Genomic DNA, 24,596 nt, shown 5'->3' with positions numbered 1-24,596 from the left:
TCCGTAGTGCTGAGTACTACTGGCCTGCGCCGATCATCTCGCTATCGATCACAATGCCTTCTTCTGCACCTTTTAACACAAGGTTTGCTTCATAGTATTTACCGGTAGACAGCAGTTTTTGCGCGCTGGTAACGGCTTTACGAGTCTGATTCAGGGGCATCAGGTATTGGGTCTGAAGCACGCTGATACCAGCCAGTTGCAGGGTATCCACTGCACCTTTCCAGTCGCCTTTTGCCATTTTTCCATTCGCTGTTTTGATAGCGGATTCTTTGGCCGGAGTAGCAATATAGTCTTCTGACAGCGCGATCGTAGCGTTAATAACCACGTACTGATCGTCAATCATCTTGGCTTTAGGCGCAGCTTTTACAAATTTCGCCCAATCTTTGCTGTCGCCTGCCAGCAGGGAAGCAGCGTCATCGGTTAATTTTTTAGCGCTGTCAGGCTGTCCATGAAACAGGGCCAGACGAGCAAGCTGAATATCACGCATCGCATTTGCGCCTTGCACTGCGACCTGCATAACATCGGCAGCTTCTTTTTGTACATTTGCGGTAGCAGCTTGCGCCGGAGTGGTTGTGGTAGCAGTAGCAGCCATCACTGGTGCTGAACCCATCATGGTTGCAAGCACACCCGCAAGAATAATCTTTTTCATTACTTTCTCCTGAATAAATTTGGTATATGTCACCAAACGCAATAAGCATATTAAATAATGTTAAAGAGCGAAATCAGAGCCAGGACAGAATAATGACCGTTTAATCCTACACGTGTCAGATGTCTGACATGTGTAGGAATATACGCATAGCGACATTCTCTTGTTCTTATATACGCTTCCTTAGCGGAAGTCTTATCATTCCACTGTAAGTAACATATGTTGAGTGAGTAATAATTCTTGTGTCAACAGGTTACATTGCGTTTATGTATAACGGAGGATGTATGTTTGTTTTTAATCAGCGTAGCCTGAGAGCGTTTAATGAAAAAACACTCGTTCATTATAAAAAGCACGCGACGATTATGGCGGTATTGATGTTGATTTGTGGCATCTGCTGCTTGATTTATCCGATTGCTGCAGGTGTTTATTTAAGCTATGCAACCGGCTTTATGTTCCTGGTATGTGGTTTCTATTCTATTTATAGCCTGTTTAGCTCAGGTAAAAAGCAATTGAAAGCCAAATTTACCTATGCCTTTTTTGCTATCGCGTGGTTACTGCTGGGTTACTGTTTCCTCGTGAATCCTGTGATAGGCATGAATTCATTGGCAATGGTATTTTGCTGCCTGTTTATTCTGGGTGGTATTTTTCGTATCGCATCTGGGGTCAAACTGTTCCGTAGTCCGGGTTATGGATGGAACATTTTTATTGGTATTTTTGACCTGCTTATTGCCGGTGTGTGGCTGAATATGGATCCCGACAGATCGTATGTATTCACCTCAATCTTTATTGGTGTCGAGATGATCTTTAGTTCTTTAGCTTTTATCAGTCTACGTAGAAATGCGACGCTGGTAAAAACTGATAAGTTCGCCGATAAAAATTAATGCTACCTCTGGAGCACATAGTGAATATTAAGATGATGGTTTCTGCAGCTATTCTTGTGACCTCTGTTATGGTGCCAATGACCCGTGTTTTTGCTACTCAGGCAACGGAAGCTGCGCCGCAAGATATGACCTGTAAAGAATTCGTTGATATGAGTCAGCAATACAAGACGGCAATTGCCTTTGTGATTGTTAATAAAAATTCGGACTTTAAAGGCGATGATTATGTTCCCCTGCATGAGGTGGAAACGGAAGCTGTACCGAAAATGGTTAAAATGTGTCATCAGCATCCGAATACAAAACTGGGTGAACTGGCTGTAAATCTGAAAGGTTTCGGTCTGCACTATTGATTAACCGTTTTGATAGCCTGGCATTCGTTAGAACTGACAACCTCTGTACCTACCCCAGCCGTTCCCTACAAAAAATCCGCATAATGTTGACCCTGCTATCCACGAGAAATTCTCTGGATAGCCGTGCCCGCTAATAACCGTAGACCTGACAAACGAAGCCCCATCCCTGGGATTTAATAATCTAAACCCAGGGATAGGGCAGGGGATCAGCGTCGAGCTTTAAATCGCGCTAACATATTTTCAACGAGTACAAAGAACACTGGAACAAAATAGATTGCCAGTACCGTCGCAGCCAGCATCCCACCGATAACCCCCGTACCGACGGCATTTTGCGCACCTGAACCTGCACCGTTGCTTATTGCCAGCGGAATAACCCCCAGGATGAAGGCCAGTGAGGTCATCAGAATAGGGCGTAAGCGCATTTGCGCGGCTTCCACTGCGGCTTCAAGCGGTGTTTTCCCCTCTTTCTGCATAATCTCGACGGCAAACTCGACGATCAAAATAGCGTTTTTAGCCGACAGCCCCATCGTGGTGAGCAGGCCGACCTGGAAATAAACATCATTGCTCAGGCCGCGCAGATCGGTGGCCAGCAGAGCGCCGACCACCCCGATTGGCACAACCAGCATCACCGAGAATGGTATTGACCAGCTTTCATACAGTGCCGCCAGTGCCAGAAACACGACGATCAGCGAAATGCCGTACAGCATTGGCGCCTGGTTTGTGGACAATGCTTCCTGATAAGACAGACCGGTCCAGGCATAACCGACGCCCGCGGGCAGTTTGTTAATCAGCGATGCCATAAATTTCATCGCATCGCCGCTGCTTTTCCCTTCGACCGGCTGGCCCAGAATTTCCATTGCTGGTTGACCGTTGTAGCGTTCAAGGCGAGGAGAACCGTAAGTCCACTCGGTGGATGAGTAGGCGGAAAGCGGCGTCATTGCGCCGGAGGCATTACGTACGTACCAGTGATTGATATTGTCCGGCAACATACGAAACGGCGTATCGGCCTGGACATACACTTTTTTTACGCGCCCCTGGTTCAGGAAATCATTGACATAGCGACTACCAAACGCGGTGGAGATGGTCTGATTAATATCCGATAATGCGACGCCCATAGCTTCAGCCTTCCTGGCGTTGACGTGAATGCGGAACATCGGTGTATCTTCCAGGCCGTTCGGACGCACCCCGTCAACCTCACCGGATGACTGGTTGGCTAGCGCCAGAAGCTGGTTTCTGGCCTGCATCATTTTTTCATGCCCAAGATTGCCGTTATCCAGCAGCTCCATATCAAACCCTGATGCGGTACCCAATTCCGCGACCGCGGGTAAATTGAACGGATAAACGACGGCATTATTGATGGTGCTTAAGGCCATCATTGCCCGTCGAATAATGGCGGTAACCGAGTTTTCTTCGCCAACGCGTTCTGACCAGGGCTTCAGGCTGATAAACGCCAGACCGTTGTTTTGTCCCTGACCGCTGAAACCAAATCCGCCGACGGTGAAAACAGAAGCAACGTTTTTCTGTTCTTTCGTCAGGTAGTAGTCCGTTATTTCCCCGAGCACTTTGCTGGTGTTCACCATCGTTGAACCCGAAGGCAATTGTGCCGTGGTCATGAATACCCCCTGATCTTCTTCAGGCAGAAAGGAGGTCGGAGTGCGTGAAAACAGCACGATCATGCCTGCACCAATGACTAAATAGACGACCATATAACGGCCTGTGCGACGTAGCAGTGTACGGGTGCTGTCCGTGTAGTGCTGAGTGCATTTCTCCATGAAGTGATTGAAACGGGTAAACAGAAAATGTGTGTTTGCCTTTTCTCCCTCGTGAGATTTTAACAGCATGGCGCAAAGTGCAGGCGTCAGGCTCATTGCCACAAATACCGACAGCAGCATGGAGGAGATTAAGGTGATGGAAAACTGACGGAAAATTTCACCCGTTGCCCCGCTCATAAACGCCATCGGCATAAATACGGCGGATAACACGACGGCAATACCAACCAGCGCCCTCTGGAGCTGGCCCATTGCTTTATGCGTTGCCGCTTTTGGAGACAGGTGCTCTTCAGCAATAATACGTTCTACGTTCTCAACCACCACGATGGCATCATCGACTAACAACCCTATCGCCAGCACCATGCCAAACATCGTGAGCGTATTAATCGAAAAACCGGCGACGTCGAGTATTGCAAAGGTGCCGAGGATAACCACCGGAACGGCGATAGTGGGAATAAGCGTCGCACGAAAACTTTGCAAAAACAGGTACATGACGAGGAATACCAGAATGATTGCCTCGATCAAAGTATGAAAAACACCCTGAATCGAAATCTCGATAAACGGCGTGGTGTCATAGGGATAAACGGTTTTCATACTGGCCGGAAACCAGGCCGATAATCTGTTCAGCTCTTGTTTGACCGCCTGGGATGTTGCCAGGGCATTGGCACCAGCGGCAAGTTTAATCGCAATCCCGGCGGCGGGTTTGCCGTTGTAACGTGCAACCGTTGCATAATTTTCCGCCCCCAGCTCAATGCGTGCGACATCGCGCAGCAGAACCTGAGAACCATCTTGCTGAACTTTAAGGAAGATCTTGCCAAATTCATCGGTCGTTTGCAGACGCGTCTGGACGATTATCGACGCATTTAACTGCTGATCGGCTGACTGAGGCATGCCCCCCAACTGCCCGCCGGATATCTGATTATTCTGTACTTTAAGCTGGGTGATAACGTCCTCGGGAGTGAGGTTATACTTGTCGAGCTTTTGCGGATCCAACCAGATGCGCATGGCGTATTGCGAACCGAATAACTGCACGCTCCCCACCCCGGCAGTGCGGCTTAGCGGATCTTTAATGTTCGAGGCCACATAGTCGGCAATATCATATTGGCTCAGACTGTTATTATCAGAGATAAAACCGGCGACCATTAAGATATTGCTGCTGGATTTATCAACGCTGATCCCTTGCTGTTGTACTTCCTGTGGCAAGGAAGGCATCGCCAGCTGCAGTTTATTCTGTACCTGAACCTGCGCAATATCGGGTGACGTACCCGTTTTGAAGGTAAGGATAATCGAGGCATTACCTGCCGCATCGCTGGTGGATGACATATACATCAGGCCATCAAGACCATTCATATTCTGTTCAATCACCTGGGTGACGGAGTCTTCAACGGTCTTCGCGTCAGCCCCTGGGTAGGCAGCGCTGATGGTAATGGTTGGGGGTGCAATTTGTGGATATTGGGCGACAGGCAGGTTCATTATCGCGATACCGCCCGTAAACATCATGATAATGGCGAGCACCCAGGCGAAAACCGGGCGCTCAATAAAAAAGTTGGCCATGAAGAAAGAGTCCTTAATGCCTGAAATATTACTGTTCAGCTACCGTGTCAGGTGCGTTCAGTTTTGAAGGGAGGACCCGGGCTTTGATTCCCGGACGAATTCTTTGTAATCCGGACACAATGACCCGATCGCCAGGATGTAATCCCGCGGTCACTAACCATTGATTACCAACGGCTTTCACTGCGTTTATTTCACGCAGTTGCACTACGTTTTCCTGGTCAAGGATCAGCGCGGTGGCTTTTCCTTGCTCGTTATGCGTAATTCCTTGCTGGGGAACCATCAAAACGTTCTGCTGGCTACCTTCGTCCAGCAACGCCGTGACATACATGCCGGGTAAAATTTCACCTTCAGGATTGGGAAATACAGCGCGCAGGGTTACTGAACCGGTGGTTTCATCAACAGCGGGATCGGAAAACTCAAGCGTACCGGTATGGCGATAGGGTTTGCCGTTTTCCAGCATCAGCTCAACCGGAATTTTGCCTTGTTGCTGGGCAATTTTGCCGTTGGCCTTCTCTTCTTTCAGGCGTAAGAAGTCCTGTACTGACTGCGTTAAATCAACATAGATCGGATCTAACCGCTGAACGGTGACCAGCGCGTTTTCCTGATTGGCAGTAACCAGGGCACCCACGGTCACGGAAGATTTACCGCTGATGCCGTCAATGGGCGAGGTCACATTGGCGTATCGAAGATTGATGGTGGCTTGTTCAAGATCCGCTTTAGCGACGGCAACATTGGCTTGCGCTTCATTAAGCTGTGAACGCGTCGTGTCATAGTCCTGGCGGCTGACGTAATTAGATTTTATTAATGCTGCCTGCCGATTGAGTGTCAGACGAACATTATTGGCGGTAGCCTGTGCCTTTGCCAACGCACCTTTGGCTGAGTCCAGTCGTGCCTGAAGCGGGGCTGGATCAATTTGATACAGTGACTCTCCTTTGCTGACTTTATCACCTTCAATAAAGTTGCGTTTTATGATGATCCCACCAACCTGAGGGCGTATTTCGGCGATCTCGAACGCAAGCGCGCGACCCGGAAGTTCACTTTTAATATTTACTGAGGAGGGCGCTAAGGTAACAACGCCAACCTCGGGCTCCATGGCGGTTTTTACTGCAGGTTTATTATCGCAGGCGGTGATGATGACGCTACTAAAGAATAATGGTATCAACAGTAAGCATTTTCTGTTCATAGTAATCCCTGAATAATGTGTAAACACAAATGTTCTTTTATTGCATGCAGGGTGGGGGAGTTGTCGGTAAATAACAAAAGATGGTCAGGCATGAGAAGGGTAAAGCCCATTTCTTCGCTAAAGCATTAGCGGTTAAAAATTATATGTAACAGGAAGAATGCATGTTAAGCGAAGGATCTCATGAAGCAGGATGGCGCAATAAGATAAACGCGGGTTGATGAGAAGGGGTGTTTGCCAACACCTGACTCCGGAATATAGTCGCGCCATCTTACCTCTGGGATTATTTCACTAGCTCCGGAGTTACCTGAGTGACTGTATTAGCGTAGTAAGGTGCTCCCCACATCGGCTCAGGCCAGAACGCGCCATAGCCATAATCCCACATGTTATAGGTGGTGTTGACAGATTCAGTTAAATGCCAAACCTGGATACCTTGTAAATCAACTTTAACAAAGTTGTACGGGACTTTGTTGATGAATCCCGGCTCATCCCCCTGAATTGTCCCTAAAATAGTAACGAAGTGATTTCTGTAGTTTACCGGGTCGAGGAAACCTTTCTGCTGGGCAAGAATACGCCCCTGATAGCTCGCGTCTATTTGTGGTTTAGCATAGCTGTTCAGTGGCAGAACGGCGATTTCCAGTAACGTATCTTTTTTGGTGTTAATCACATTGATGACTTTACCGCCAAAGCGGGCCTGCTGACCGGTATATAAACCGGGCTGGTTATGCACGGAGATAAAGTTTTTTTGGATATCAGGTTGATTATTACCTTTGATATTCTCAGGAATGGAGGCACATGACGCCAGGGTGAAAGCAAGGGCAATAATCATCAACCCTTTTGTATTTTTCATTTTACTTTCCTGCTTAAAAAAAGACAGGCCTATAGTAAACCTTTGCGTATTATTGTCAGCACCCGCATTGTTGATTATCTAATATTAATATAATTGTAGCTTATGGTAATAACGGATTGTATTTTAGCTGGTCGCTGAATGAGGGCGATATTTTCAACGACCATAAAAGTAACAACAGAGATCACGCTTTCATGTCACGCTGGCGGGAATGTAATAAAGCGGATCATCAATTTTCGCGGCGCTCATCACCCGACAGAATGACCGCGTTCATTACTCCCGTCCCCCAGACGGTAGGCCAGCGCCACCACTAACGACTGCACCAGGCATAGCGTCGCAGACTGGGAGCGAAACGCGTCGACCTGCGCCTCTTTCACCACAAAGCAGAGATCGCTGAACGTGGCCAGCGGGCTTATCTGGCTGTCGGTAATTACGATCTGGCGTGCGCCTGCATTAGCCGCAGTTTCGCTGACCATCACCGTTTCTTCCGCGTAAGGTGAGAAGCTTATCGACACCACGATATCGCGCGCTTTGATGCGATTGATCTGCTCGCGCAGCATTCCGCCCATTCCGTCGAGCAAAATAGGGCGACATTCAAGATGGCTCAGGGCGTAGGTGAGATAGGTGGCTACGCTAAAAGAACGACGCAGCCCGGCGATGTAGATAGTGTCGGCTTCTGCCAGTAATTGTACGGCGCGTTCCAGCATTTCAGGTTCGGCACGGGCTGCCAGCTGCTGGAGCGCCTGAGTATTCGAACGGGCGAACTCCTGCAGGATATCGAGCGGGGTTTCCGGTACGGCTTCGCTTTCCATCTCACGGAACATGCGCGCGCGGTCGCTGTAGCTGGCGGTTTCCTCCACCAGGTTCATACGAAACAGCTGTTTCATTTCGTTGAAGCCGGTGAAGTCAAAGGCATTAGCGAAGCGGATCAGCGTTGAAGGTGGCACTCCGGCACGTTCAGCAATGACGGCAACCGTATCAAAAGCCACGCTATTGGTATTATCCAGCACATAGCGGGACACCTGCTGCAGCCTCTTACTCAGGCTATCGTAGCGATCGCGGATTTGCTGCTGCAGCTCGTTCAGGCTGGTTGCTGTTGTCATTTTACCTCCTGGTACATAGTTTTATGATTCTAAACGCAAAACCGCGTCTTTGAAATGTCACTCATTCATCTGGCTGTAAAAACGAAACAAAAACTTCAGGCTTGTCGTTCGCTGAAACGTTCTGCCAGTGCACGCTAATCATGCGATTCCGCTTGTTAACATAAAAACCCATCCTTGATCACATTAATCATTATTTATTTTATTTCAACTTAAAATGGAATGTTTGTTTCATATATAGTACACAGATAACAGTGTTCAGGTAACAGTCACGTATCAACAGCGAGAGGTTAAGGATGGAGACAGTAGCGAATTTTATCCACGGCGAATGTGTCACCGGTTCAGGCCAGCGCGTTCAGGCAATCTTCAACCCGGCCACCGGCGAGCAGATCCGCCAGGTGGTGATGAGTACGACACAGGAAACCGAGCAGGCCATTGCGGCAGCACACGACGCATTCCCCGGGTGGGCGCGCCAATCTCCGTTAAAACGAGCGCGAGTGATGTTCCGCTTTAAGGCGCTGTTGGAAGAAAACATGGAGAGGCTGGCTCGCATCATCAGCGAGGAGCATGGCAAGGTGTTCTCTGACGCAGTTGGTGAGCTGACCCGCGGCCTGGAAGTGGTGGAGTTTGCCTGCGGCATCCCACATCTACAAAAGGGCGAACACTCAGCCAACGTAGGTACCGGCGTCGATAGCCATTCGCTGATGCAACCGCTCGGGGTTTGCGTCGGGATCACGCCGTTTAACTTTCCGGCAATGGTACCGATGTGGATGTTCCCCATTGCGCTAGCAACCGGGAATACCTTCGTGCTGAAACCCTCAGAAAAAGACCCTTCTCTCGCCCTTGCACTGGCCAAACTGCTGCAAGAAGCCGGATTGCCGGACGGTGTGTTCAACGTCGTGCAGGGGGACAAAGAGTCCGTTGACGTGCTGTTAACTGACCCGCGCGTGCAGGCCGTGAGCTTTGTCGGTTCTACGCCGATTGCGGAATACATTTATCAGACAGCGTCAGCCCACGGTAAGCGTTGCCAGGCGTTAGGTGGCGCTAAAAATCACTGCATTTTAATGCCGGATGCCGACATGGATATGGCAACCAACGCCATTATGGGGGCCGCTTACGGCGCGGCGGGTGAACGCTGCATGGCGCTTTCGGTGGTGTTGGCGGTAGGGGACAAAACGGCAGATGAGCTGTGCTCGCGACTGGAAAAACAGATTGCGGCGCTGCGTGTCGGGCCGGGGCTTGATCAGACACCGGAAAACGAAATGGGACCGCTTATCTCCTCGGTACACCGTAATAAAGTGCTCGGTTATATCGACAGTGGGGAATCGCAGGGGGCCAGCCTGCGCGTGGATGGTCGGCGTTTTAGCGTTAAAGGCCATGAGCAGGGGTATTTTGTCGGGCCGACCCTGTTTGATAACGTCACGCCGGAAATGACCATTTATAAAGAGGAGATTTTTGGGCCGGTGCTTTCTGTGGTGCGCGTAGCAGATTACAGCAGCGCGGTGGAACTGATTAACCGTCATGAATATGGTAATGGCACGGCAATTTTCACGCGTGACGGCGGCTGTGCGCGTCGCTTCTGTGAAGAAGTGCAGGCGGGCATGGTGGGCGTAAACGTGCCTATTCCGGTGCCGATGGCGTTCCACAGTTTTGGCGGCTGGAAGCGGTCCATTTTTGGTGCGCTTAACGTTCATGGCAACGATGGCGTGCGCTTCTACACCCGGATGAAAACCGTCACCGCACGCTGGCCGGAGATGCTGCAGGACACAGGGGCCGCGTTCTCCATGCCAACGCTGGGCTGACAGGAGGGTTTATGCAAACCGAACGTATGACCATGGCTCAGGCGCTGGTCAAATTCCTTAATCAACAATATGTCTGTGTCGATGGCGAGGAAACGCCCTTTGTCGAGGGCGTCGCCACCATCTTTGGTCACGGTAACGTGCTTGGCATTGGCCAGGCGCTGGAGCAGGCACCCGGTCATTTGCAGGTGATGCAGGGATGTAATGAGCAGGGAATTGCGCACATGGCGACCGGATTCGCCAAACAGCATCGGCGCCAGCGTATTTTTGCCGTGACGTCATCGGTTGGGCCGGGAGCGGCAAACATGGTGACCGCCGCGGCAACCGCGACGGCGAACCGTATTCCGCTGTTGCTGTTGCCTGGCGATGTCTACGCCAGCCGTCAGCCGGACCCGGTATTGCAGCAAATTGAGCAATACCATGACCTTGGCATCAGCACCAACGACTGCTTCCGCCCGGTCTCGCGTTACTGGGATCGGATTAACCGCCCGGAGCAGTTAATGAGCGCGATGCTAAACGCGATGCGAACGCTTACTGACCCCGCAGACACTGGCGCAGTAACCATCTGCCTGCCCCAGGATGTGCAGGGAGAAGCCTGGGACTATCCGCAGAGTTTCTTTGCGCGCCGCGTTCATCTGATTGAACGTCGACCGCCCGACCCGCAGCGTCTGGCGATGGCGCGGGCACTGATTGCCCGCAAACGCCGCCCGCTGGTGGTATGCGGCGGCGGGGTACGCTACTCCGGCGCGCATGAGGCATTTCGTACGTTTGTTGAAACGCTGCAACTGCCGTTTGCCGAAACTCAGGCTGGAAAGGGGGCACTGGTTAGTGACCACCCACTTAACCTCGGAGGCATTGGGGTAACTGGCGGGATGGCCGCCAATCAGCTCGCGCCGCAAGCCGATCTGGTGATCGGCATCGGTACGCGCCTCACCGACTTTACCACCGGTTCGAAAACGCTGTTTTCTCATCCGGAGGTTGAGTTCCTGCTGCTGAACGTGGCGGAGTTTGACGCACTGAAGCTTGATGCCACCGCGCTTATCGCCGACGCCCGTAGCGGGCTTACGGCATTAACTGAAACGCTGAAAGACTACCGCAGCGATTGGGGGAAGGAGGTCACGCAGGCGCAAGAGGCCTGGCGCGATGAGTGCCAACGTTTATGGGATCGCGACTGGCGTCCCGACGACGAACCTGAAGTGGCTGGGCATCTTGACGCTCAGTTGGTGGAATATGGCGACGCGCTAAACACCCGGCTGACCCAGACGAAGGTGCTGGGACTTATCAATCAGCACATTGAAGATAACGCTATCGTCGTGGGGGCCGCCGGATCGCTGCCTGGCGATTTACAGCGTATCTGGCAGGTCAAAACCCCGGACAGCTATCACCTGGAATACGGTTACTCCTGTATGGGCTATGAGATTGCGGCTGCTATTGGGGCCAGGCTGGCGAAGCCGCAGCAGCCGGTATATGCCATGGTGGGGGATGGCTCGTACATGATGCTGCATTCCGAACTACAAACCGCCGTTCAGGAGGGGATAAAAGTCACTATCCTGCTGTTTGATAACGCCAGCTTCGGATGTATTAACAACCTGCAGATGGGGCATGGGATGGGGAGTTTCGGTACGGAAAACCGTCACCGTAACCCGCAAACCGGACGGTTGGATGGGCCGCTGGTGAAGGTTGATTTTGCCAAAAACGCGGAAAGCTACGGCTGCCGGGCATGGCGTGTACATGACGAGCAAAGCCTGCTGACGGCGCTGGAAGCCTCCCGTGCGCATTCGGGGCCTGTGCTGCTGGATATCAAAGTCCTGCCGAAAACCATGACCCACGACTATGCCGCCTGGTGGCGCACTGGCGATGCGCAGGTGGCAGAATCTCCGTCGGTGCGAAAAGCGGCTGAGCAGACGTTTGAGCAGGTGAAAAACGCACGTCAGTACTAAAAGCGATTAATGCCGGATGGCGCTGCGCTTATCTGGCCTACAGCGGATTCTACCCCCAGGCCGGATAAGGCGTTAGCGCCGTCATCCGGCAACCTGCGACAACGAAATTTTCATTTCATTTTTCCTTTTTCTTCATCCATCGCCTCCTTCCTGAACGGAAGGGGGCTAATTCCTTCATCTTTCCCGTCTTTATGTTGTGATATTGATAACAAATTTTATCTCGATCATCTCAAAAGTGTTAACTTGCACTCAAAAACATAATTTTCACTATTTATAAAAATGAAATAAATGTTTTATTTAAAGGGTCGTTAGTTCATCGCATTCACCAACACCGGGAGCCGTTATGTTTAACATTGCTTTACTGGGCGCTGGCCGAATTGGCCAGGTACATGCAGCTAACATTGCCAGTCACAGTGCTACTACCCTCTGGTCCGTTGTCGACCCGAATCAGGAATTTGCCACCCGTCTTGCCACACAGTACCAGGCTCGTTTGCAAAGCCTGGATGAGGCGATGACGGACCCTAACGTTCACGCCGTGCTGATTGCCTCCGTGACTGATACCCACGCGGATCTGATTGAAATGGCCGCACGCCACGGCAAAGCCATCTTCTGCGAAAAGCCGGTCCACCTGGATCTGGCCCGTGTACGCGACTGCCTGAAAGTGGTCAAAGAGTACGACGTACCGTTGTTTATCGGTTTCAACCGCCGCTTCGATCCACAGTTTCGCCGTGTGAAAACTGACGCACTGGCCGGACGTATCGGTAAGCCGGAATCGCTGCTGATAATCTCCCGTGACCCGTCGCCGCCGCCTGCGGAATATGTGCGTGTGTCCGGCGGTATGTTCCGCGATATGACCATCCACGATTTTGATATGGCGCGCTTTATCATGGGCGAAGAGCCGGTTTCGGTGTATGCCCAGGGCAGTAACCTGGTTGATCCAGCGATTGGCGAGGCGGGCGATATCGACACCGCGTTCATCGTACTGAAATATGCCTCCGGCGCGATGGCGACCATCGTCAACAGCCGCCGTTCTTCTTACGGATACGATCAGCGTCTTGAACTGCACGGCTCTGAAGGGCTGCTGTGCGCGGGCAACATTCTCGAAAACCAGGTGCAGCACTACGCGAAGACTGGCTGCACCAGCGCATTACCTGAACATTTCTTCTTGCAGCGTTATAAATCGGCCTATGCCGCGGAATGGGAACACTTTGTTGCGGTACTGCGCGGCGAAGCGGTCCCTGATTGCAGCGGGGACGATGGCGAGCGTGCACTGTATCTGGCGGATAAAGCGCTGGAGTCACTGCATAGCCAACGTGAAGTTCTCCTCTGATTGTCACCACAACCTACCCTACACAGAGAGACATAATAATGAAAAAACTGATCTTAGCTGTCCTCATCGCCATGACATCCGGGGCAGCCATTGCTGAAAATGAGCAAATTGTTTTCAGTACGCCAAACCTGGCGATGCCATTTGAAGTTCACATGCAGCGCACGGCGGTGAAAGCCGCAAAAGAGATGGGCGTGAGTTTACAGGTCCTGGACGGGCAGGGTAGCTCGCCAAAGCAGGTCGCTGACCTGGAAAACGCCATCACCCGTGGCGCACAGGGTTTTATTGTTTCGCCGAACGATGTCAACGCGGTGTCCAGCGCGGTAGATGAAATTCAGGATGCGAAACTGCCCGTAGTCACTCTTGACCGCTCCGTAGACAGCCAGAAAAAAGTGCCGCACTTCGGCGCGAACAACTACAAAGGCGGTCAGGCGATTGGCGACTTTGTCAAAACCAAATTCCCTGACGGGGCAGACATTATTCTGCTGACCGGCCAGCCAGGCTCCTCCTCCAACATTGAACGTACTAAAGGCATTCGTGACAGCCTGAAGGCGGGCGGTGAAAAGTACAAGATCGTTGCCGATCAGACCGGTAACTGGATGCGTTCTGAAGGGATGCGCATTGTCGAAAGCGTTCTGCCTTCGTTGCCGAAGCGTCCGCAGGTGATCCTCTCCGCTAACGACGATATGGCGCTGGGCGCGATTGAAGCGTTACAGGGACAAGGACTGAAACCGGGTGAAGTTCTGGTCACGGGCTTCGATGCTGTGCCAGAAGCACTGGCGCGTGTGCGCGACGGCTGGCTGGCTGTGACGGCGGATCAGCGTCCTGGCTTTGCGGTGAAAACGGCGATGAGCCAGTTGGTGAATAACGTCCGTGAGAAGACTGCGATCACCGGGGCTGACTACCCGCCAACGCTTATCACCAAAGAGAACCTGCAGCAGGCCGAGCGTATTAGTGAGGCCGGTAACTGATATGTCCGCAGCCGCCGCACAAGTGGCGGCTCTCTATGAGGAGGAGCAGACCGATGTCGCAACCCTTACTGAAAGTGACTGACCTGGCGAAAAGCTTTTCCGGTGTTTGGGCGCTGAGCAGCGCACAACTGACCGTCGGAGCAGGCGAAATTCATGCACTGTTAGGTGAGAACGGTGCCGGAAAATCGACCCTGCTGAAAGCGCTAGCGGGCGCACAGCCGCAAACACGCGGGGATATTTGGTTCAACGGCGAAACATTGCCGGTAGAAGACTCTCCGGTTGAGCGGCAGAACAAGGGCATTATCACGATTTATCAGGAATTTAATCTGCTGCCCAATATGACCGTTGCCGAGAATATGTTCCTCGGACGCGAACCGCGCAAACGCAATCTGATTGTCGATGAAAAGGCGGTAAATCAGGAGGCGCAGGTGATTCTGGATTACCTGCAACTGAACGTTGCGCCAACCACGGCCGTGGCCCGACTGAGCGTGGCGCAGCAGCAAATGGTGGAAATTGCGCGGGCGCTGACGCTGAACGCAAAGCTGATCATCATGGATGAACCTTCCGCCGCGCTGAGTGACAGCGAAGTGGAAAGCCTGCACCGGGTGGTGCGAGAACTTAAAGGGCGTGGCGTGAGCATTATCTACGTCACCCATCGCCTGCATGAAGTTTTTCAACTCTGTGACCAGTTCACCGTTTTCCAGGATGGACGTTTTACCGGAAACGGTGCGGTTGCACAGACCACCGTAGAACAGCTGATCCGCCTGATGGTGGGGCGCGATGTGGCCTTTAATCGCCGCCCGGCCAGCGAAACTCACCATGAAGATAAACCTGTGCGTCTGGCGGTGAAGGGGCTTAGCCGCGAAAAACCGCCGCTGGATCCGCATGGTATCGCGCTGCACGACATTAGCTTCCACGTGCATGCTGGAGAAGTGTTAGGCATTGCCGGACTGGTGGGGGCCGGGCGTACCGAAGTGGCCCGCTGCTTGTTTGGCGCCGACGGTTTTACTTCCGGCAGCGTTGAACTTGATGGCGTGCCATATCAGCCGCGCGATCCGCTGTTTGCGCTGGATCAGGGGCTGGCGCTGGTACCGGAAGATCGCAAAAAAGAGGGTGCGGTGCTTGGGCTGTCGATCCGCGACAACCTGTCGCTTTCCAGCCTCTCGTCACTACTGCAATGGCGCTGGTTTGTGAATACCCGCAAAGAAGATGCCCTGATTGAGTCATACCGCCAGGCGCTGCAGATCAAAATGGTCAACAGCGCGCAAGAGGTGCGCAAGCTCTCCGGCGGGAATCAGCAAAAAGTGATCCTCGCGCGCTGCATGGCGCTTAACCCTCGGGTGTTGATCGTGGATGAACCAACGCGCGGTATCGATGTTGGCACCAAATCAGAAGTCCATCAGGTGCTGTTTGATATGGCGAAAAAGGGCGTGGCGGTGATCGTGATCTCCTCCGATCTACCGGAAGTCATGGCGGTTTCCGATCGGATCATCACGTTGAGTGAAGGCCGGGTGACTGGCGAGATCCACGGCGATGACGCTAATGAAGAGCGGCTAATGACGATGATGGCCATCAACCACAACGCCCTGAATGCGGCATAACGGAGTGATTCATGACGCAGATTATTTCTAAAACGCAGGTTCCAGCCAAACGCGGCGGACGTCTTGATCCCATTGCCTTTTTTGAGCGCTTTGGGGTACTGATTTTCATGATCCTGCTGCTGATTTTCTTTCAGTTGCAGAACAGCAATTTTCTTTCTGAACGCAATATTTTCAACATTCTGACCGAAGTCTCCATCTACGGGATCATGGCTGTCGGGATGACATTTGTCATTCTGACCGCCGGGATCGATCTGTCGGTGGGCTCCATCCTGGCGGTCTGTGCCATGACCGCCGCGTATGTGATTAAGGGCGACAACTTCACCACCGTCGACCCAAACGCCTGGGGTGGCATGAGTTGGCTGATTGGCCTTGGTATCTGTATGGCGATGGGCACCGCGATTGGTTTTCTGCATGGCCTCGGCGTGACTCGTCTGCGTCTGCCGCCGTTTATCGTCACCCTCGGTGGGATGACCATCTGGCGTGGCCTGACGCTGGTGATTAACGACGGTGCACCGATTGCCGGTTTCGACGCGGGATACCGCTGGTGGGGACGCGGCGAACTGCTCGGTATCTCCATTCCAATCTGGATATTCGCGCTGGTAGCGGTAGGCGGTTATCTGGCGCTGCATAAAACCCGCTGGGGGCGCTTCGTGTACGCCATTGGCGGCAACCCGGAAGCGGCGCGTCTGGCAGGGGTCAACGTGAAGCGCGTGCTGGTGAGCGTCTACGTACTGATTGGCTGTCTGGCGGGACTGGCGGGCTTCATCCTCAGCGCGCGTCTGGGAAGTGCAGAAGCGGTCGCCGGGATCTCGTTTGAGCTGCGCGTCATCGCTTCGGTGGTCATTGGCGGCACCTCGCTGATGGGCGGCTACGGGCGTATTGGCGGCACCATTATCGGCTCGATCATCATGGGCATCCTGATTAACGGTCTGGTGCTGATGAACGTCTCGGCTTACTACCAACAAATTATTACCGGCTTAATTATCGTTCTGGCGGTGGCGTTTGACACCTACGCCAAGAGCCGTCGCGGCGCACTGTGAGGATCATGATGAAAGAGGTTCGTATTGGATTGATTGGCACCGGGTATATCGGCAAGGCGCATGCCATCGCCTATGCCCAGGCCCCGACGGTGTTTAACCTGCGCGGCAAACTGGTGCGTGAAATGGTGGCGGAAGTTTCACCGGAGCTGGCCGCCGAGCGGGCGCAGGCGTTTGGCTTCAATCGCTCAACCGGAGACTGGCGTGCGCTGGTGGCCGACCCGGCCATAGATGTCGTGGATATCTGTTCTCCTAATCATCTGCACAAAGAGATGGCGCTGGAAGCGATTCGCCACGGCAAGCATGTGTACTCGGAAAAGCCGTTGGCGCTGAACGCCCACGACGCGCGTGAAATGGTTGAGGCTGCACAACGGGCAGGAGTGAAAACCCTGGTGGGGTTCAACTATATGAAGAACCCAACGGCGCAGCTGGCGAAAGAGATCATTGCGCGCGGCGAAATTGGTGAGGTGATCCATTTCTACGGCACCCACAACGAAGACTACATGGCCGATCCGCTTGCGCCGATCCATTGGCACTGTTTTAAAGAGACCGCTGGGCTTGGGGCGCTGGGCGATCTGGCGGCGCATATCGTCAATATGGCGCAGTACCTGGTTGGGGATATTCATCAGGTCTGCGGCGACCTGAAGATCGTGGTGCCACAGCGTCCGGCGAAAGTCGGTTCCTCGCAAATGGTGACGGTAGAGAACGAAGATCAGGCCCACGCGATGGTGCGCTTTGCAGGCGGTGCGCAAGGGGTGATTGAAACCTCCCGCGTTGCCTGTGGCCGCAAGATGGGATTGTCGTATGTGATTACCGGGACCAAAGGAACTATCAGTTTTACCCAGGAGCGCATGGCCGAGCTGAAGCTCTATCTGCATGCCGATCCGGTCAACCGCCAGGGGTTTCGCACTTTACTGGTTGGTCCGGCGCACCCGGACTACGGCGCGTTTTGCATGGGAGCCGGGCATGGTATCGGCTTTAACGACCAGAAAACTGTGGAAGTACGCGACCTGGTGGACGGCATTGCCGCCGATGCGCCGATGTGGCCGGACTTTGAAGAGGGCTGGAAGGTGTCGCGCGTGCTTGACGCTATCGCACTCTCGCACCATGAAGGCCGCTGGCTGAACGTGAACAACATTGTTTGAAGAGGTATCAACGTGGAAAAGCAGTTTGATGTGATATGCATGGGCCGCGTGGCGGTTGACCTCTACAGTCAGCAAATTGGCGCACGCCTGGAAGATGTGTCGAGCTTTGCCAAATATCTTGGTGGTTCGTCCGGCAACGTGGCTTACGGCACGGCACGCCAGGGATTGCGTTCTTCAATGCTGGCGCGCGTTGGCGACGAACATATGGGACGTTTCCTGCGTGAAGAGTTAAACCAGGTAGGCTGCGATACCAGCCATCTGATCACTGATAAAGACCGCCTGACGGCGCTGGTGCTACTCGGCATTAAAGACCGGGACACCTTCCCACTGATTTTTTACCGTGATAACTGCGCGGATATGGCGATTACGGCCAGCGATGTTGATGAACAGTACATCGCTTCTGCTCGTTGTCTTGCCATCACCGGGACACATCTTTCTCATCCGCAAACCCGCGAGGCGGTGTTGACGGCGCTCGCTTACGCCCGACGTCACGGCGTGCGTACGGCGCTGGATATCGACTATCGCCCGGTACTGTGGGGGCTTACTTCTTTAGGCGACGGCGAAACGCGCTTTATCGCCGCCGAACAGGTCACCCGCCAGTTACAGGAGGTGCTGCATCTTTTTGATGTGATTGTCGGCACCGAGGAGGAGTTTCATATCGCGGGCGGCAGTACCGATACGCTGCAGGCGCTGTCGCAGGTTCGCGGCGTGAGTCACGCGACGCTGGTCTGCAAGCGCGGTGCGCTCGGCTGCTCGGTGTATACCGACGCCATCCCGGCCCGGCTGGACGATGGCCTGACGGTCACCGGCGTACGTGTAGAGGTGCTGAACGTGCTGGGAGCGGGGGATGCGTTTATGTCCGGTCTGCTGCGCGGCTATCTCAACGATGAGGGATGGGAGCAGGCATGCCGCTACGCCAATGCCTGCGGTGCGCTGGTGGTGTCGCGTCACGGCTGTGCACCGGCGATGCCGAGCAAAGTTGAGCTTGATGATTATCTTTCTCGCGCTGCAGAGGTTCCGCGTCCGGATCTCGATCCGCATCTCAATCATTTGCATCGCGTGACGACCCGTCGTCGCACATGGCCAGAGCTATGCGTAATGGCCTTCGATCACCGTAGCCAACTGGAAGAGATGGCGTTGCAGTGCGGCGCGTCTTTGAAGCGTATTCCGGCATTGAAACAGCTTATTTTGCAGGCCAGTCGTGAAGCGGCCAACAGTGCCGGGCTGGAGGGCAAGGCCGGGCTGCTGTGCGATGGCACGTTTGGTCAGGATGCGCTGAATTCGATAACCGGAGAGGGCTGGTGGATTGGTCGCCCTATCGAACTGCCGGGATCGCGCCCGCTGGAGATGGAACACGGCAATATCGGTTCGCAGCTCATCAGTTGGCCGCAGGAACACGTGGTGAAGTGCCTGGTCTTTTTCCATCCGGAAGATGCCCACGCGTTGCGTCTGGAACAAGAACAGAAAATCTCCGAGGTTTACCGCGCCTGTTGCCAGTCTGGTCATGAGCTGCTGCTGGAGGTGATTTTACCGGCCAGTATGCCGCGCAGTGATGAACTGTATTTACGCGCTATTTCCCGCTTCTACAACTTAGGGATCTACCCGGACTGGTGGAAACTCCCACCGCTGACTTCTGCTGGCTGGACGGCGTTGAGCGACATTATCGAACGGCGCGATCCGCACTGCCGTGGCGTGGTGATCCTGGGACTGGACGCACCGGCAGAGCAACTGCGTGCTGATTTCAAAGCGGCTGCCGGCCACGGGGTGGTGAAAGGATTTGCCGTGGGACGCACGCTGTTTGGCGACGCTTCCCGCGCGTGGTTGAAACACGATATTGACGATGCGCAACTGGTGGCGCGCATTAAAGATAACTACCTGCAGCTTATCGCCTGGTGGCGCGAGCGCGGACAAGCATAATTCAGGAGAAGATGATGACGGTACAATTAGGTATTAATCCACTGACATGGACGAATGACGATCTTCCTTCACTGGGCGCTGAGACGTCGCTTGATACGTGTCTGAGCGAGGGTAAAGAGGCCGGATTTGCTGGTTTCGAACTGGGCAACAAATTCCCGCGCGAGGCGCGACTGCTCGGCCCCATTTTGCAGCGTCACGGCCTGCAACTGGTTTCCGGCTGGTACTCCGGACGTCTACTGGAACGCAGCGTGGAGGAGGAGATTGCCGCCGTGCAGTCACATCTGACGTTACTGCGTGAACTGGGAGCGAAGGTGCTAGTCTTTGCCGAAGTCAGTGGCTGCATTCACGGCGAGCAGCATACGCCGGTACATCTGCGTCCGCGCTTCCCGCAAGAGCGCTGGCAAGAGTACGGTAAAAAGCTCACCGAGTTTGCGCGCTACACCCAGCAGCAGGGAGTACAGATTGCCTATCACCACCACATGGGAACGGTAATTGAATCTGCTGAAGATGTGGATAATCTGATGACGCATACCGGTGATGAGGTTGGCTTGTTGCTCGACACCGGGCATTTGACCTTTGCGGGTGCCGATCCGCTGGCTGTGGCGCAGCGCTGGGCATCACGTATCAACCATGTTCACTGCAAAGACGTGCGTGCCGACGTGCTGGCGGATGTCAAAAACCGCAAAACCAGCTTCCTCGATGCGGTACTGAGCGGCGTCTTTACCGTGCCGGGAGATGGTTGCGTTGACTATCCGCCGATCATGGCCTTACTGAAGGCGAACCAGTATCAGGGGTGGCTGGTGGTGGAGGCGGAGCAGGATCCGGCCATTGCGCATCCGCTGACGTATGCGCGTCTGGGCTATAACAACCTTAGCCGTCTGGCGCGGGATGCCGGGCTTATCTGAGGAGGTGATATGTCACGTTTATTATCTCGCTGGCAGCAGCCGGACGCGCAAGGGCGTACGCAGTCAGTGACGCCGGAAAGCGCCGGTTGGGGATATGTTGGCTTTAGAACGTATGAACTGGAGGAAGGGCAGCAGCTTACGCTGCCCGCCGTCAGCGAAGAACGTTGTCTGGTATTGGTTGCCGGACGTGCGACCGTCACCACGCCGGGCGCAACCTTTACGGATATCGGCGAGCGGATGAGCCCGTTCGAACGGATCAAACCGTGGGCGGTTTATGTCACCTCTGGTGAGACAATACAGGTTCAGGCGGTAACCAGACTGGAGCTGGCGGTCTGTGCTGCGCCGGGGAAAGGCACGCACCCAACACGGCTGATCGCACCTAAGGATATCGACGGGGAAACGCGCGGCAAAGGTCACAACCAGCGTTATGTGCATAACATTTTACCGGAAGATAAACCCGCTGATAGCCTGCTGGTGGTGGAAGTGTGGACCAACGAAGGCTGTACCAGTTCCTACCCAAGCCATAAGCATGACACCGATAATCCCCCTCAGGAGACCTATCTGGAGGAGACCTACTACCATCGCCTCAATCCGCCGCAGGGATTCTGTATGCAACGGGTGTACACCGATGACCGATCGCTTGACGAGTGTATGGCTGTTTATAACCGCGATGTGGTGATGGTGCCAAAAGGGTATCATCCGGTGGCAACCCTGGCAGGATATGACAGCTACTACCTCAACGTGATGGCGGGCCCGGTACGCAAATGGATGTTTACCTGGGAAGATGAACATGCGTGGATTAATCGCGAGTATCCGGTTGAGAAGTAAGGATGAAAGCGTTTGGCGAGAGTGAAACAGGATTTACTGTCGCCACACGTGGAGTTAGGGGCAGAGCGTTACAGTGGTCCTGATCTGGTTTAACTGTAGAAACAGATTGCGATGAGGCGCTGATGCTGGATTGCGGCTTATTCCTAATAATAAAAAACCGCTTTCGCGGTTTTTATTATTCAATGTTTGGAAGATTATTCGCTGACTTTTTTCTCAACGGAAGCAGCACCTTCTTTAGTCTTATTCCAGCCTTTCTCGGTACTTTCTTTTGTTGCATTCCAACCTTTTTCAGTACCTTCTTTGGTTGTATTCCAGGCTTTTTGTGAACCTTCACTCACCTTGCTGCTCAGGTCATCTTGTTTACCTTCAGCAGCATGTTTGGCTTTTAATTTTTGCTCTTCGCCCTGATTCTGCGCCTGATGCAGTTTTTCTTTTGCAGTATTGGCGTTTTCGTGTGCGGCGGCTACATCATTATCGGTTGCGTGTGTTGTTGCGGCAATAACCGGAGATGCCAGCAGAATTGCAGATAATGCGATAATTGTCTTTTTCATAATATCCTCGCTTAGCGTTATAAGTTATTAGCGTGGTTAAGCATGGCATACAAACGAAGCGCTGGCTTTAGGAAAAAACTGTAAGTGCTGATAACGGTATTTATCTATTTTGTGCAATTGTGAGTAATTAATACGGTTATTTTTTGTTGGTGGAATCCACATTTAATGCTGAGTTAAATAAAGAGTAATAATCATTATTCAGCATGGGATCGACATCATAATGCTGCCTGATGTTTATTTGGGGATGTATTTTTTTATTAGAAATGAGGTTGAATTTTAATCATGTTTCACCTGTGTTTGGGCTGGCGTCCTTGTAATTGGTGGGGGAGTTGGTTGAGTTTGTTGGAGATTTTTGTTTTTTTCGCGAAGGGGAAGGCGCAAAAAGAGTGGCGATGATGTTGATATGGAAGATTGTTGGGAGCAGGATTCTCCGTGCTAGTTTAGGCTCTGGTGGACGCTACAGGCTTGTCGTTCGTTTCCGGAAGTGAGCGTTTCTGTTGGAAAATTCACACTCTTGAATTTTCCAGACTGTAGACCATGCTCATCTAATACACGTGAAAACAATTACGTCATCTATCGCAGAAGGAGATACGGGTAGATGACCTTTGATATAGCCAATGATGTCCCTTTAACAATAAAAGAGCACCATGCTTGAATTCCGTCCTAATTGCGAATGCTGCGATAAAGATCTGCCACCTGAATCAAAAAAGGGTTTCCGGCGTTACTGGATTGTCTACCGTGAAGTTAACGGAAACCATCAGTATTTTGAATATGCCGATCATTTGATTTGCATCGTTTTATAAGCTGAAATCCGTTATTTGCTCAGGCAAAAGATCTGGCATCGCAATAGGTCGCCCTTCATCATTAATAAATTCAACCATGTAAGCCAAATGTGGCTTTTCATGAATGAATACGATGGTACCTAACATGCCTTTAGTTAACCCTTCATTTGGCAAATCTTCAGCTAAAACAACCACCTCACTTTCTTCTCTTCTCATGGCCTGTACCTCACTTAACAAAAATTGTGGTCATGCGCGGAACGACAGCATCAGGTTCATATATCCAACCGCTGCGCACTATCACGGTTTCACCGTTAGCGCCTAATATCGGCATGTCTACGGCCATTCGTTGCCCGTGCTGGTTCGCGTCCAAAATTTTAGCCGTGGCGGTTAATACGCCCTCCTGGACTCGTGCTCCTAAAACGTCAGCATTCGTTGGGTTATAACCCAGCGCTGACTGGAAAACCCTCGCTTTATGCCCTCCAGATAGATGGTTAGGGTCTAAAGAGTAAGTTGATAGCTTTTTGTAATCTACAACGGCGTGTTCCGCGTTCAGTAATGAACCTGACTCTGAGGTAAACCCCTTTAAAGCTGGTGATTCAAACGTTGGGATTTTGCTTAACGATGATAATTCTAGTAGTTCGCTAGTAACGCTAATTCTTCCCATCGTCAGCCCGGCAGCGACAGACGCACCGGTAATGAGTAATGCTTTGTTGTCCATGACCTGAGCGTAACTCGCTGGCGCATCACCACCGAGCTGTTCTGCAGTCTGATGGAATCCCTCAATATTACCATTATAGATACCGCCAGCCGCCAGAAGCCTCCCGGCTGCTTTACTGTTAATCGTTTTACCCGCCTGGGCATGCTGTATCGGGGCATCGGAATAATGATGTTTGATGGTCGGAGGCGGCTTTCTTCCCTGGTGCTCGTTGAGGCTATATGAAGTGGTCAACAAAAAGCGAGACAGCAGGGTAGGCACCGAAGCTCTGCTTGGTTCGCTGCTTGGTTAAAGGTCGATAGTAACGGAATTGCCAGAGCTTACTACCGCTGGACTTGATTAGTAGAGTTAGCCCGTCACCATCATACAGTTGGAAATCTGCATCTTTAGGTTTGGCGGCTTTGATTTCCGTATCGGTTAACGGCTTGGTTTTTCTTGCCATGGGTAGTCTCCATGCGTTTAGGCCCAACGAAAACAATAGAGCTTTTCGTTGGGACTATCAATGGGCCTAAAAGGTTCGGATTTAATTAGTTGAGTTCGGACTTCGCAGGACAAATTGAGGGCACAAAAAAGCCCGCAGGGCTTACGCCGTGCGGGCTCTTAGGACTTCATCGGATGACTCTGGTAATCACCGATGGAGAATTTTGGTGGGCTGGCGGGAGTTGAACCCGCGTCCGAAATTCCTACATACCATTTTTACTATAATGAAAACAGTGATTTACGTTTAAAAACAGAGTGTTAGTATTATTTGGTA

20 protein-coding genes and 2 pseudogenes are annotated in these 24,596 nt (G+C 52.5%); 13 read left to right on the top strand and 9 right to left on the bottom strand.

The genetic code is table 11. From position 1 onward, the window contains the following. Positions 1-16 precede the first annotated feature (16 nt). A complete protein-coding gene (locus BZK41_RS19650; protein WP_079939252.1) occupies positions 17-649 on the bottom strand; it encodes a YfdX family protein in 633 nt (210 codons plus the stop codon). 281 nt (positions 650-930) lie between these two features. Here BZK41_RS19650 and BZK41_RS19645 point away from each other — a divergent pair, with 281 nt between their 5' ends. After that, positions 931-1,527 carry a DUF308 domain-containing protein gene (locus BZK41_RS19645; RefSeq protein WP_079939251.1) on the top strand — a complete coding sequence of 199 codons (597 nt, stop codon included), beginning with the start codon at positions 931-933 and terminating at the stop codon, positions 1,525-1,527. Then, positions 1,527-1,874 (top strand): HdeA/HdeB family chaperone, encoded by a 348-nt coding sequence (locus BZK41_RS19640; protein ID WP_079939250.1) that lies wholly within the window; start codon positions 1,527-1,529, stop codon positions 1,872-1,874. Before BZK41_RS19645 ends, BZK41_RS19640 begins: the two co-directional genes overlap by 1 nt. A 206-nt stretch (positions 1,875-2,080) precedes the next feature. On the opposite strand, the gene BZK41_RS19635 is transcribed toward BZK41_RS19640, so the two are convergent. From BZK41_RS19635 to BZK41_RS19620, 4 genes are all read right to left on the bottom strand, one after another. Further along, on the bottom strand, positions 2,081-5,197 hold the full coding sequence (locus BZK41_RS19635) for an efflux RND transporter permease subunit (RefSeq protein ID WP_079939249.1): 3,117 nt from the start codon (positions 5,195-5,197) through the stop codon (positions 2,081-2,083). A gap of 28 nt (positions 5,198-5,225) precedes the next feature. Further along, a complete protein-coding gene (locus tag BZK41_RS19630; protein WP_079939248.1) occupies positions 5,226-6,380 on the bottom strand; it encodes an efflux RND transporter periplasmic adaptor subunit in 1,155 nt (384 codons plus the stop codon). Positions 6,381-6,660: 280 nt separating this feature from the next. Beyond that, complete coding sequence (locus BZK41_RS19625; protein WP_079939247.1) at positions 6,661-7,227, bottom strand: Slp family lipoprotein; 567 nt, start codon at positions 7,225-7,227, stop codon at positions 6,661-6,663. A 245-nt stretch (positions 7,228-7,472) separates the two neighbouring features. Next, a complete protein-coding gene (locus tag BZK41_RS19620; protein ID WP_070804362.1) occupies positions 7,473-8,327 on the bottom strand; it encodes a MurR/RpiR family transcriptional regulator in 855 nt (284 codons plus the stop codon). 293 nt (positions 8,328-8,620) lie between these two features. On the opposite strand from BZK41_RS19620, the gene BZK41_RS19615 reads away from it, so the two are divergent. The 10 genes from BZK41_RS19615 to iolB all read left to right on the top strand — a co-directional run bounded on the left by BZK41_RS19615 (position 8,621) and on the right by iolB (position 21,794). Continuing rightward, on the top strand, positions 8,621-10,126 hold the full coding sequence (locus BZK41_RS19615) for a CoA-acylating methylmalonate-semialdehyde dehydrogenase (protein ID WP_079939246.1): 1,506 nt from the start codon (positions 8,621-8,623) through the stop codon (positions 10,124-10,126). Positions 10,127-10,137: 11 nt separating this feature from the next. After that, positions 10,138-12,063 (top strand): 3D-(3,5/4)-trihydroxycyclohexane-1,2-dione acylhydrolase (decyclizing), encoded by a 1,926-nt coding sequence (iolD, locus tag BZK41_RS19610; RefSeq protein ID WP_079939245.1) that lies wholly within the window; start codon positions 10,138-10,140, stop codon positions 12,061-12,063. A 343-nt stretch (positions 12,064-12,406) separates the two neighbouring features. Beyond that, entirely contained in the window at positions 12,407-13,393 is a 987-nt protein-coding gene (gene iolG, locus BZK41_RS19605; RefSeq protein WP_079939244.1) for an inositol 2-dehydrogenase, read from the top strand. Between the two features lie 38 nt (positions 13,394-13,431). Further along, positions 13,432-14,361 carry a sugar ABC transporter substrate-binding protein gene (locus tag BZK41_RS19600; protein WP_079939243.1) on the top strand — a complete coding sequence of 310 codons (930 nt, stop codon included), beginning with the start codon at positions 13,432-13,434 and terminating at the stop codon, positions 14,359-14,361. Between the two features lie 53 nt (positions 14,362-14,414). After that, positions 14,415-15,962: a sugar ABC transporter ATP-binding protein gene (locus BZK41_RS19595; RefSeq protein WP_079939242.1), complete on the top strand. Its 1,548-nt coding sequence runs from the start codon at positions 14,415-14,417 to the stop codon at positions 15,960-15,962. Between the two features lie 11 nt (positions 15,963-15,973). Continuing rightward, on the top strand, positions 15,974-17,002 hold the full coding sequence (locus BZK41_RS19590; protein ID WP_003826102.1) for an ABC transporter permease: 1,029 nt from the start codon (positions 15,974-15,976) through the stop codon (positions 17,000-17,002). Positions 17,003-17,010: 8 nt separating this feature from the next. Continuing rightward, on the top strand, positions 17,011-18,144 hold the full coding sequence (locus tag BZK41_RS19585) for a Gfo/Idh/MocA family oxidoreductase (protein WP_079939241.1): 1,134 nt from the start codon (positions 17,011-17,013) through the stop codon (positions 18,142-18,144). Between the two features lie 12 nt (positions 18,145-18,156). Continuing rightward, on the top strand, positions 18,157-20,061 hold the full coding sequence (iolC, locus tag BZK41_RS19580) for a 5-dehydro-2-deoxygluconokinase (RefSeq protein WP_079939240.1): 1,905 nt from the start codon (positions 18,157-18,159) through the stop codon (positions 20,059-20,061). Between the two features lie 14 nt (positions 20,062-20,075). After that, a complete protein-coding gene (gene iolE / locus BZK41_RS19575; protein WP_079939239.1) occupies positions 20,076-20,966 on the top strand; it encodes a myo-inosose-2 dehydratase in 891 nt (296 codons plus the stop codon). A 9-nt stretch (positions 20,967-20,975) separates the two neighbouring features. Beyond that, a complete protein-coding gene (gene iolB / locus BZK41_RS19570) occupies positions 20,976-21,794 on the top strand; it encodes a 5-deoxy-glucuronate isomerase (RefSeq protein WP_079939238.1) in 819 nt (272 codons plus the stop codon). Between the two features lie 194 nt (positions 21,795-21,988). Here the strand turns inward: iolB and BZK41_RS19565 are convergent, their stop codons facing one another. Next, positions 21,989-22,345: a hypothetical protein gene (locus BZK41_RS19565; RefSeq protein ID WP_079939237.1), complete on the bottom strand. Its 357-nt coding sequence runs from the start codon at positions 22,343-22,345 to the stop codon at positions 21,989-21,991. Between the two features lie 647 nt (positions 22,346-22,992). On the opposite strand from BZK41_RS19565, the gene BZK41_RS27785 reads away from it, so the two are divergent. Then, positions 22,993-23,148 (top strand): DUF1272 domain-containing protein, encoded by a 156-nt coding sequence (locus BZK41_RS27785; RefSeq protein ID WP_139762630.1) that lies wholly within the window; start codon positions 22,993-22,995, stop codon positions 23,146-23,148. Here the strand turns inward: BZK41_RS27785 and BZK41_RS19560 are convergent. From BZK41_RS19560 to BZK41_RS19545, 3 genes and pseudogenes are all read right to left on the bottom strand, one after another. Then, the gene (locus BZK41_RS19560; RefSeq protein WP_079939236.1) at positions 23,143-23,343 is read right to left on the bottom strand and encodes a DUF4926 domain-containing protein; all 201 of its coding nucleotides are present in this window, start codon (positions 23,341-23,343) and stop codon (positions 23,143-23,145) included. The two genes, BZK41_RS27785 and BZK41_RS19560, sit on opposite strands and share 6 nt — an antisense overlap. 10 nt (positions 23,344-23,353) lie before the next feature. Beyond that, positions 23,354-24,067 (bottom strand): annotated as a pseudogene (locus BZK41_RS27045) (DUF6883 domain-containing protein); the annotation flags it as partial. A 13-nt stretch (positions 24,068-24,080) separates the two neighbouring features. Beyond that, a pseudogene (locus BZK41_RS19545) lies at positions 24,081-24,284 on the bottom strand (integrase arm-type DNA-binding domain-containing protein); the annotation flags it as partial. Positions 24,285-24,596 lie beyond the last annotated feature (312 nt).

Source organism: Citrobacter sp. A316 (assembly GCF_002042945.1).
GTDB classification, from domain to species: Bacteria; Pseudomonadota; Gammaproteobacteria; order Enterobacterales; family Enterobacteriaceae; genus Citrobacter; species Citrobacter portucalensis.
Note: the sequence above shows the minus strand (reverse complement) of the source record. Positions and strands in the feature narration are given on the sequence as shown.

What these genes read in the sequence shown, in the direction of transcription:
- BZK41_RS19650 (WP_079939252.1), bottom strand. Translation starts at nt 649, where the DNA reads ATGAAAAAGATTATTCTTGCGGGTGTGCTTGCAACCATGATGGGTTCA.
- BZK41_RS19645 (WP_079939251.1), top strand. Translation starts at nt 931, where the DNA reads ATGTTTGTTTTTAATCAGCGTAGCCTGAGAGCGTTTAATGAAAAAACA.
- BZK41_RS19640 (WP_079939250.1), top strand. Translation starts at nt 1,527, where the DNA reads ATGCTACCTCTGGAGCACATAGTGAATATTAAGATGATGGTTTCTGCA.
- BZK41_RS19635 (WP_079939249.1), bottom strand. Translation starts at nt 5,197, where the DNA reads ATGGCCAACTTTTTTATTGAGCGCCCGGTTTTCGCCTGGGTGCTCGCC.
- BZK41_RS19630 (WP_079939248.1), bottom strand. Translation starts at nt 6,380, where the DNA reads ATGAACAGAAAATGCTTACTGTTGATACCATTATTCTTTAGTAGCGTC.
- BZK41_RS19625 (WP_079939247.1), bottom strand. Translation starts at nt 7,227, where the DNA reads ATGAAAAATACAAAAGGGTTGATGATTATTGCCCTTGCTTTCACCCTG.
- BZK41_RS19620 (WP_070804362.1), bottom strand. Translation starts at nt 8,327, where the DNA reads ATGACAACAGCAACCAGCCTGAACGAGCTGCAGCAGCAAATCCGCGAT.
- BZK41_RS19615 (WP_079939246.1), top strand. Translation starts at nt 8,621, where the DNA reads ATGGAGACAGTAGCGAATTTTATCCACGGCGAATGTGTCACCGGTTCA.
- iolD (WP_079939245.1), top strand. Translation starts at nt 10,138, where the DNA reads ATGCAAACCGAACGTATGACCATGGCTCAGGCGCTGGTCAAATTCCTT.
- iolG (WP_079939244.1), top strand. Translation starts at nt 12,407, where the DNA reads ATGTTTAACATTGCTTTACTGGGCGCTGGCCGAATTGGCCAGGTACAT.
- BZK41_RS19600 (WP_079939243.1), top strand. Translation starts at nt 13,432, where the DNA reads ATGAAAAAACTGATCTTAGCTGTCCTCATCGCCATGACATCCGGGGCA.
- BZK41_RS19595 (WP_079939242.1), top strand. Translation starts at nt 14,415, where the DNA reads ATGTCGCAACCCTTACTGAAAGTGACTGACCTGGCGAAAAGCTTTTCC.
- BZK41_RS19590 (WP_003826102.1), top strand. Translation starts at nt 15,974, where the DNA reads ATGACGCAGATTATTTCTAAAACGCAGGTTCCAGCCAAACGCGGCGGA.
- BZK41_RS19585 (WP_079939241.1), top strand. Translation starts at nt 17,011, where the DNA reads ATGAAAGAGGTTCGTATTGGATTGATTGGCACCGGGTATATCGGCAAG.
- iolE (WP_079939239.1), top strand. Translation starts at nt 20,076, where the DNA reads ATGACGGTACAATTAGGTATTAATCCACTGACATGGACGAATGACGAT.
- iolB (WP_079939238.1), top strand. Translation starts at nt 20,976, where the DNA reads ATGTCACGTTTATTATCTCGCTGGCAGCAGCCGGACGCGCAAGGGCGT.
- BZK41_RS19565 (WP_079939237.1), bottom strand. Translation starts at nt 22,345, where the DNA reads ATGAAAAAGACAATTATCGCATTATCTGCAATTCTGCTGGCATCTCCG.
- BZK41_RS27785 (WP_139762630.1), top strand. Translation starts at nt 22,993, where the DNA reads ATGCTTGAATTCCGTCCTAATTGCGAATGCTGCGATAAAGATCTGCCA.
- BZK41_RS19560 (WP_079939236.1), bottom strand. Translation starts at nt 23,343, where the DNA reads ATGAGAAGAGAAGAAAGTGAGGTGGTTGTTTTAGCTGAAGATTTGCCA.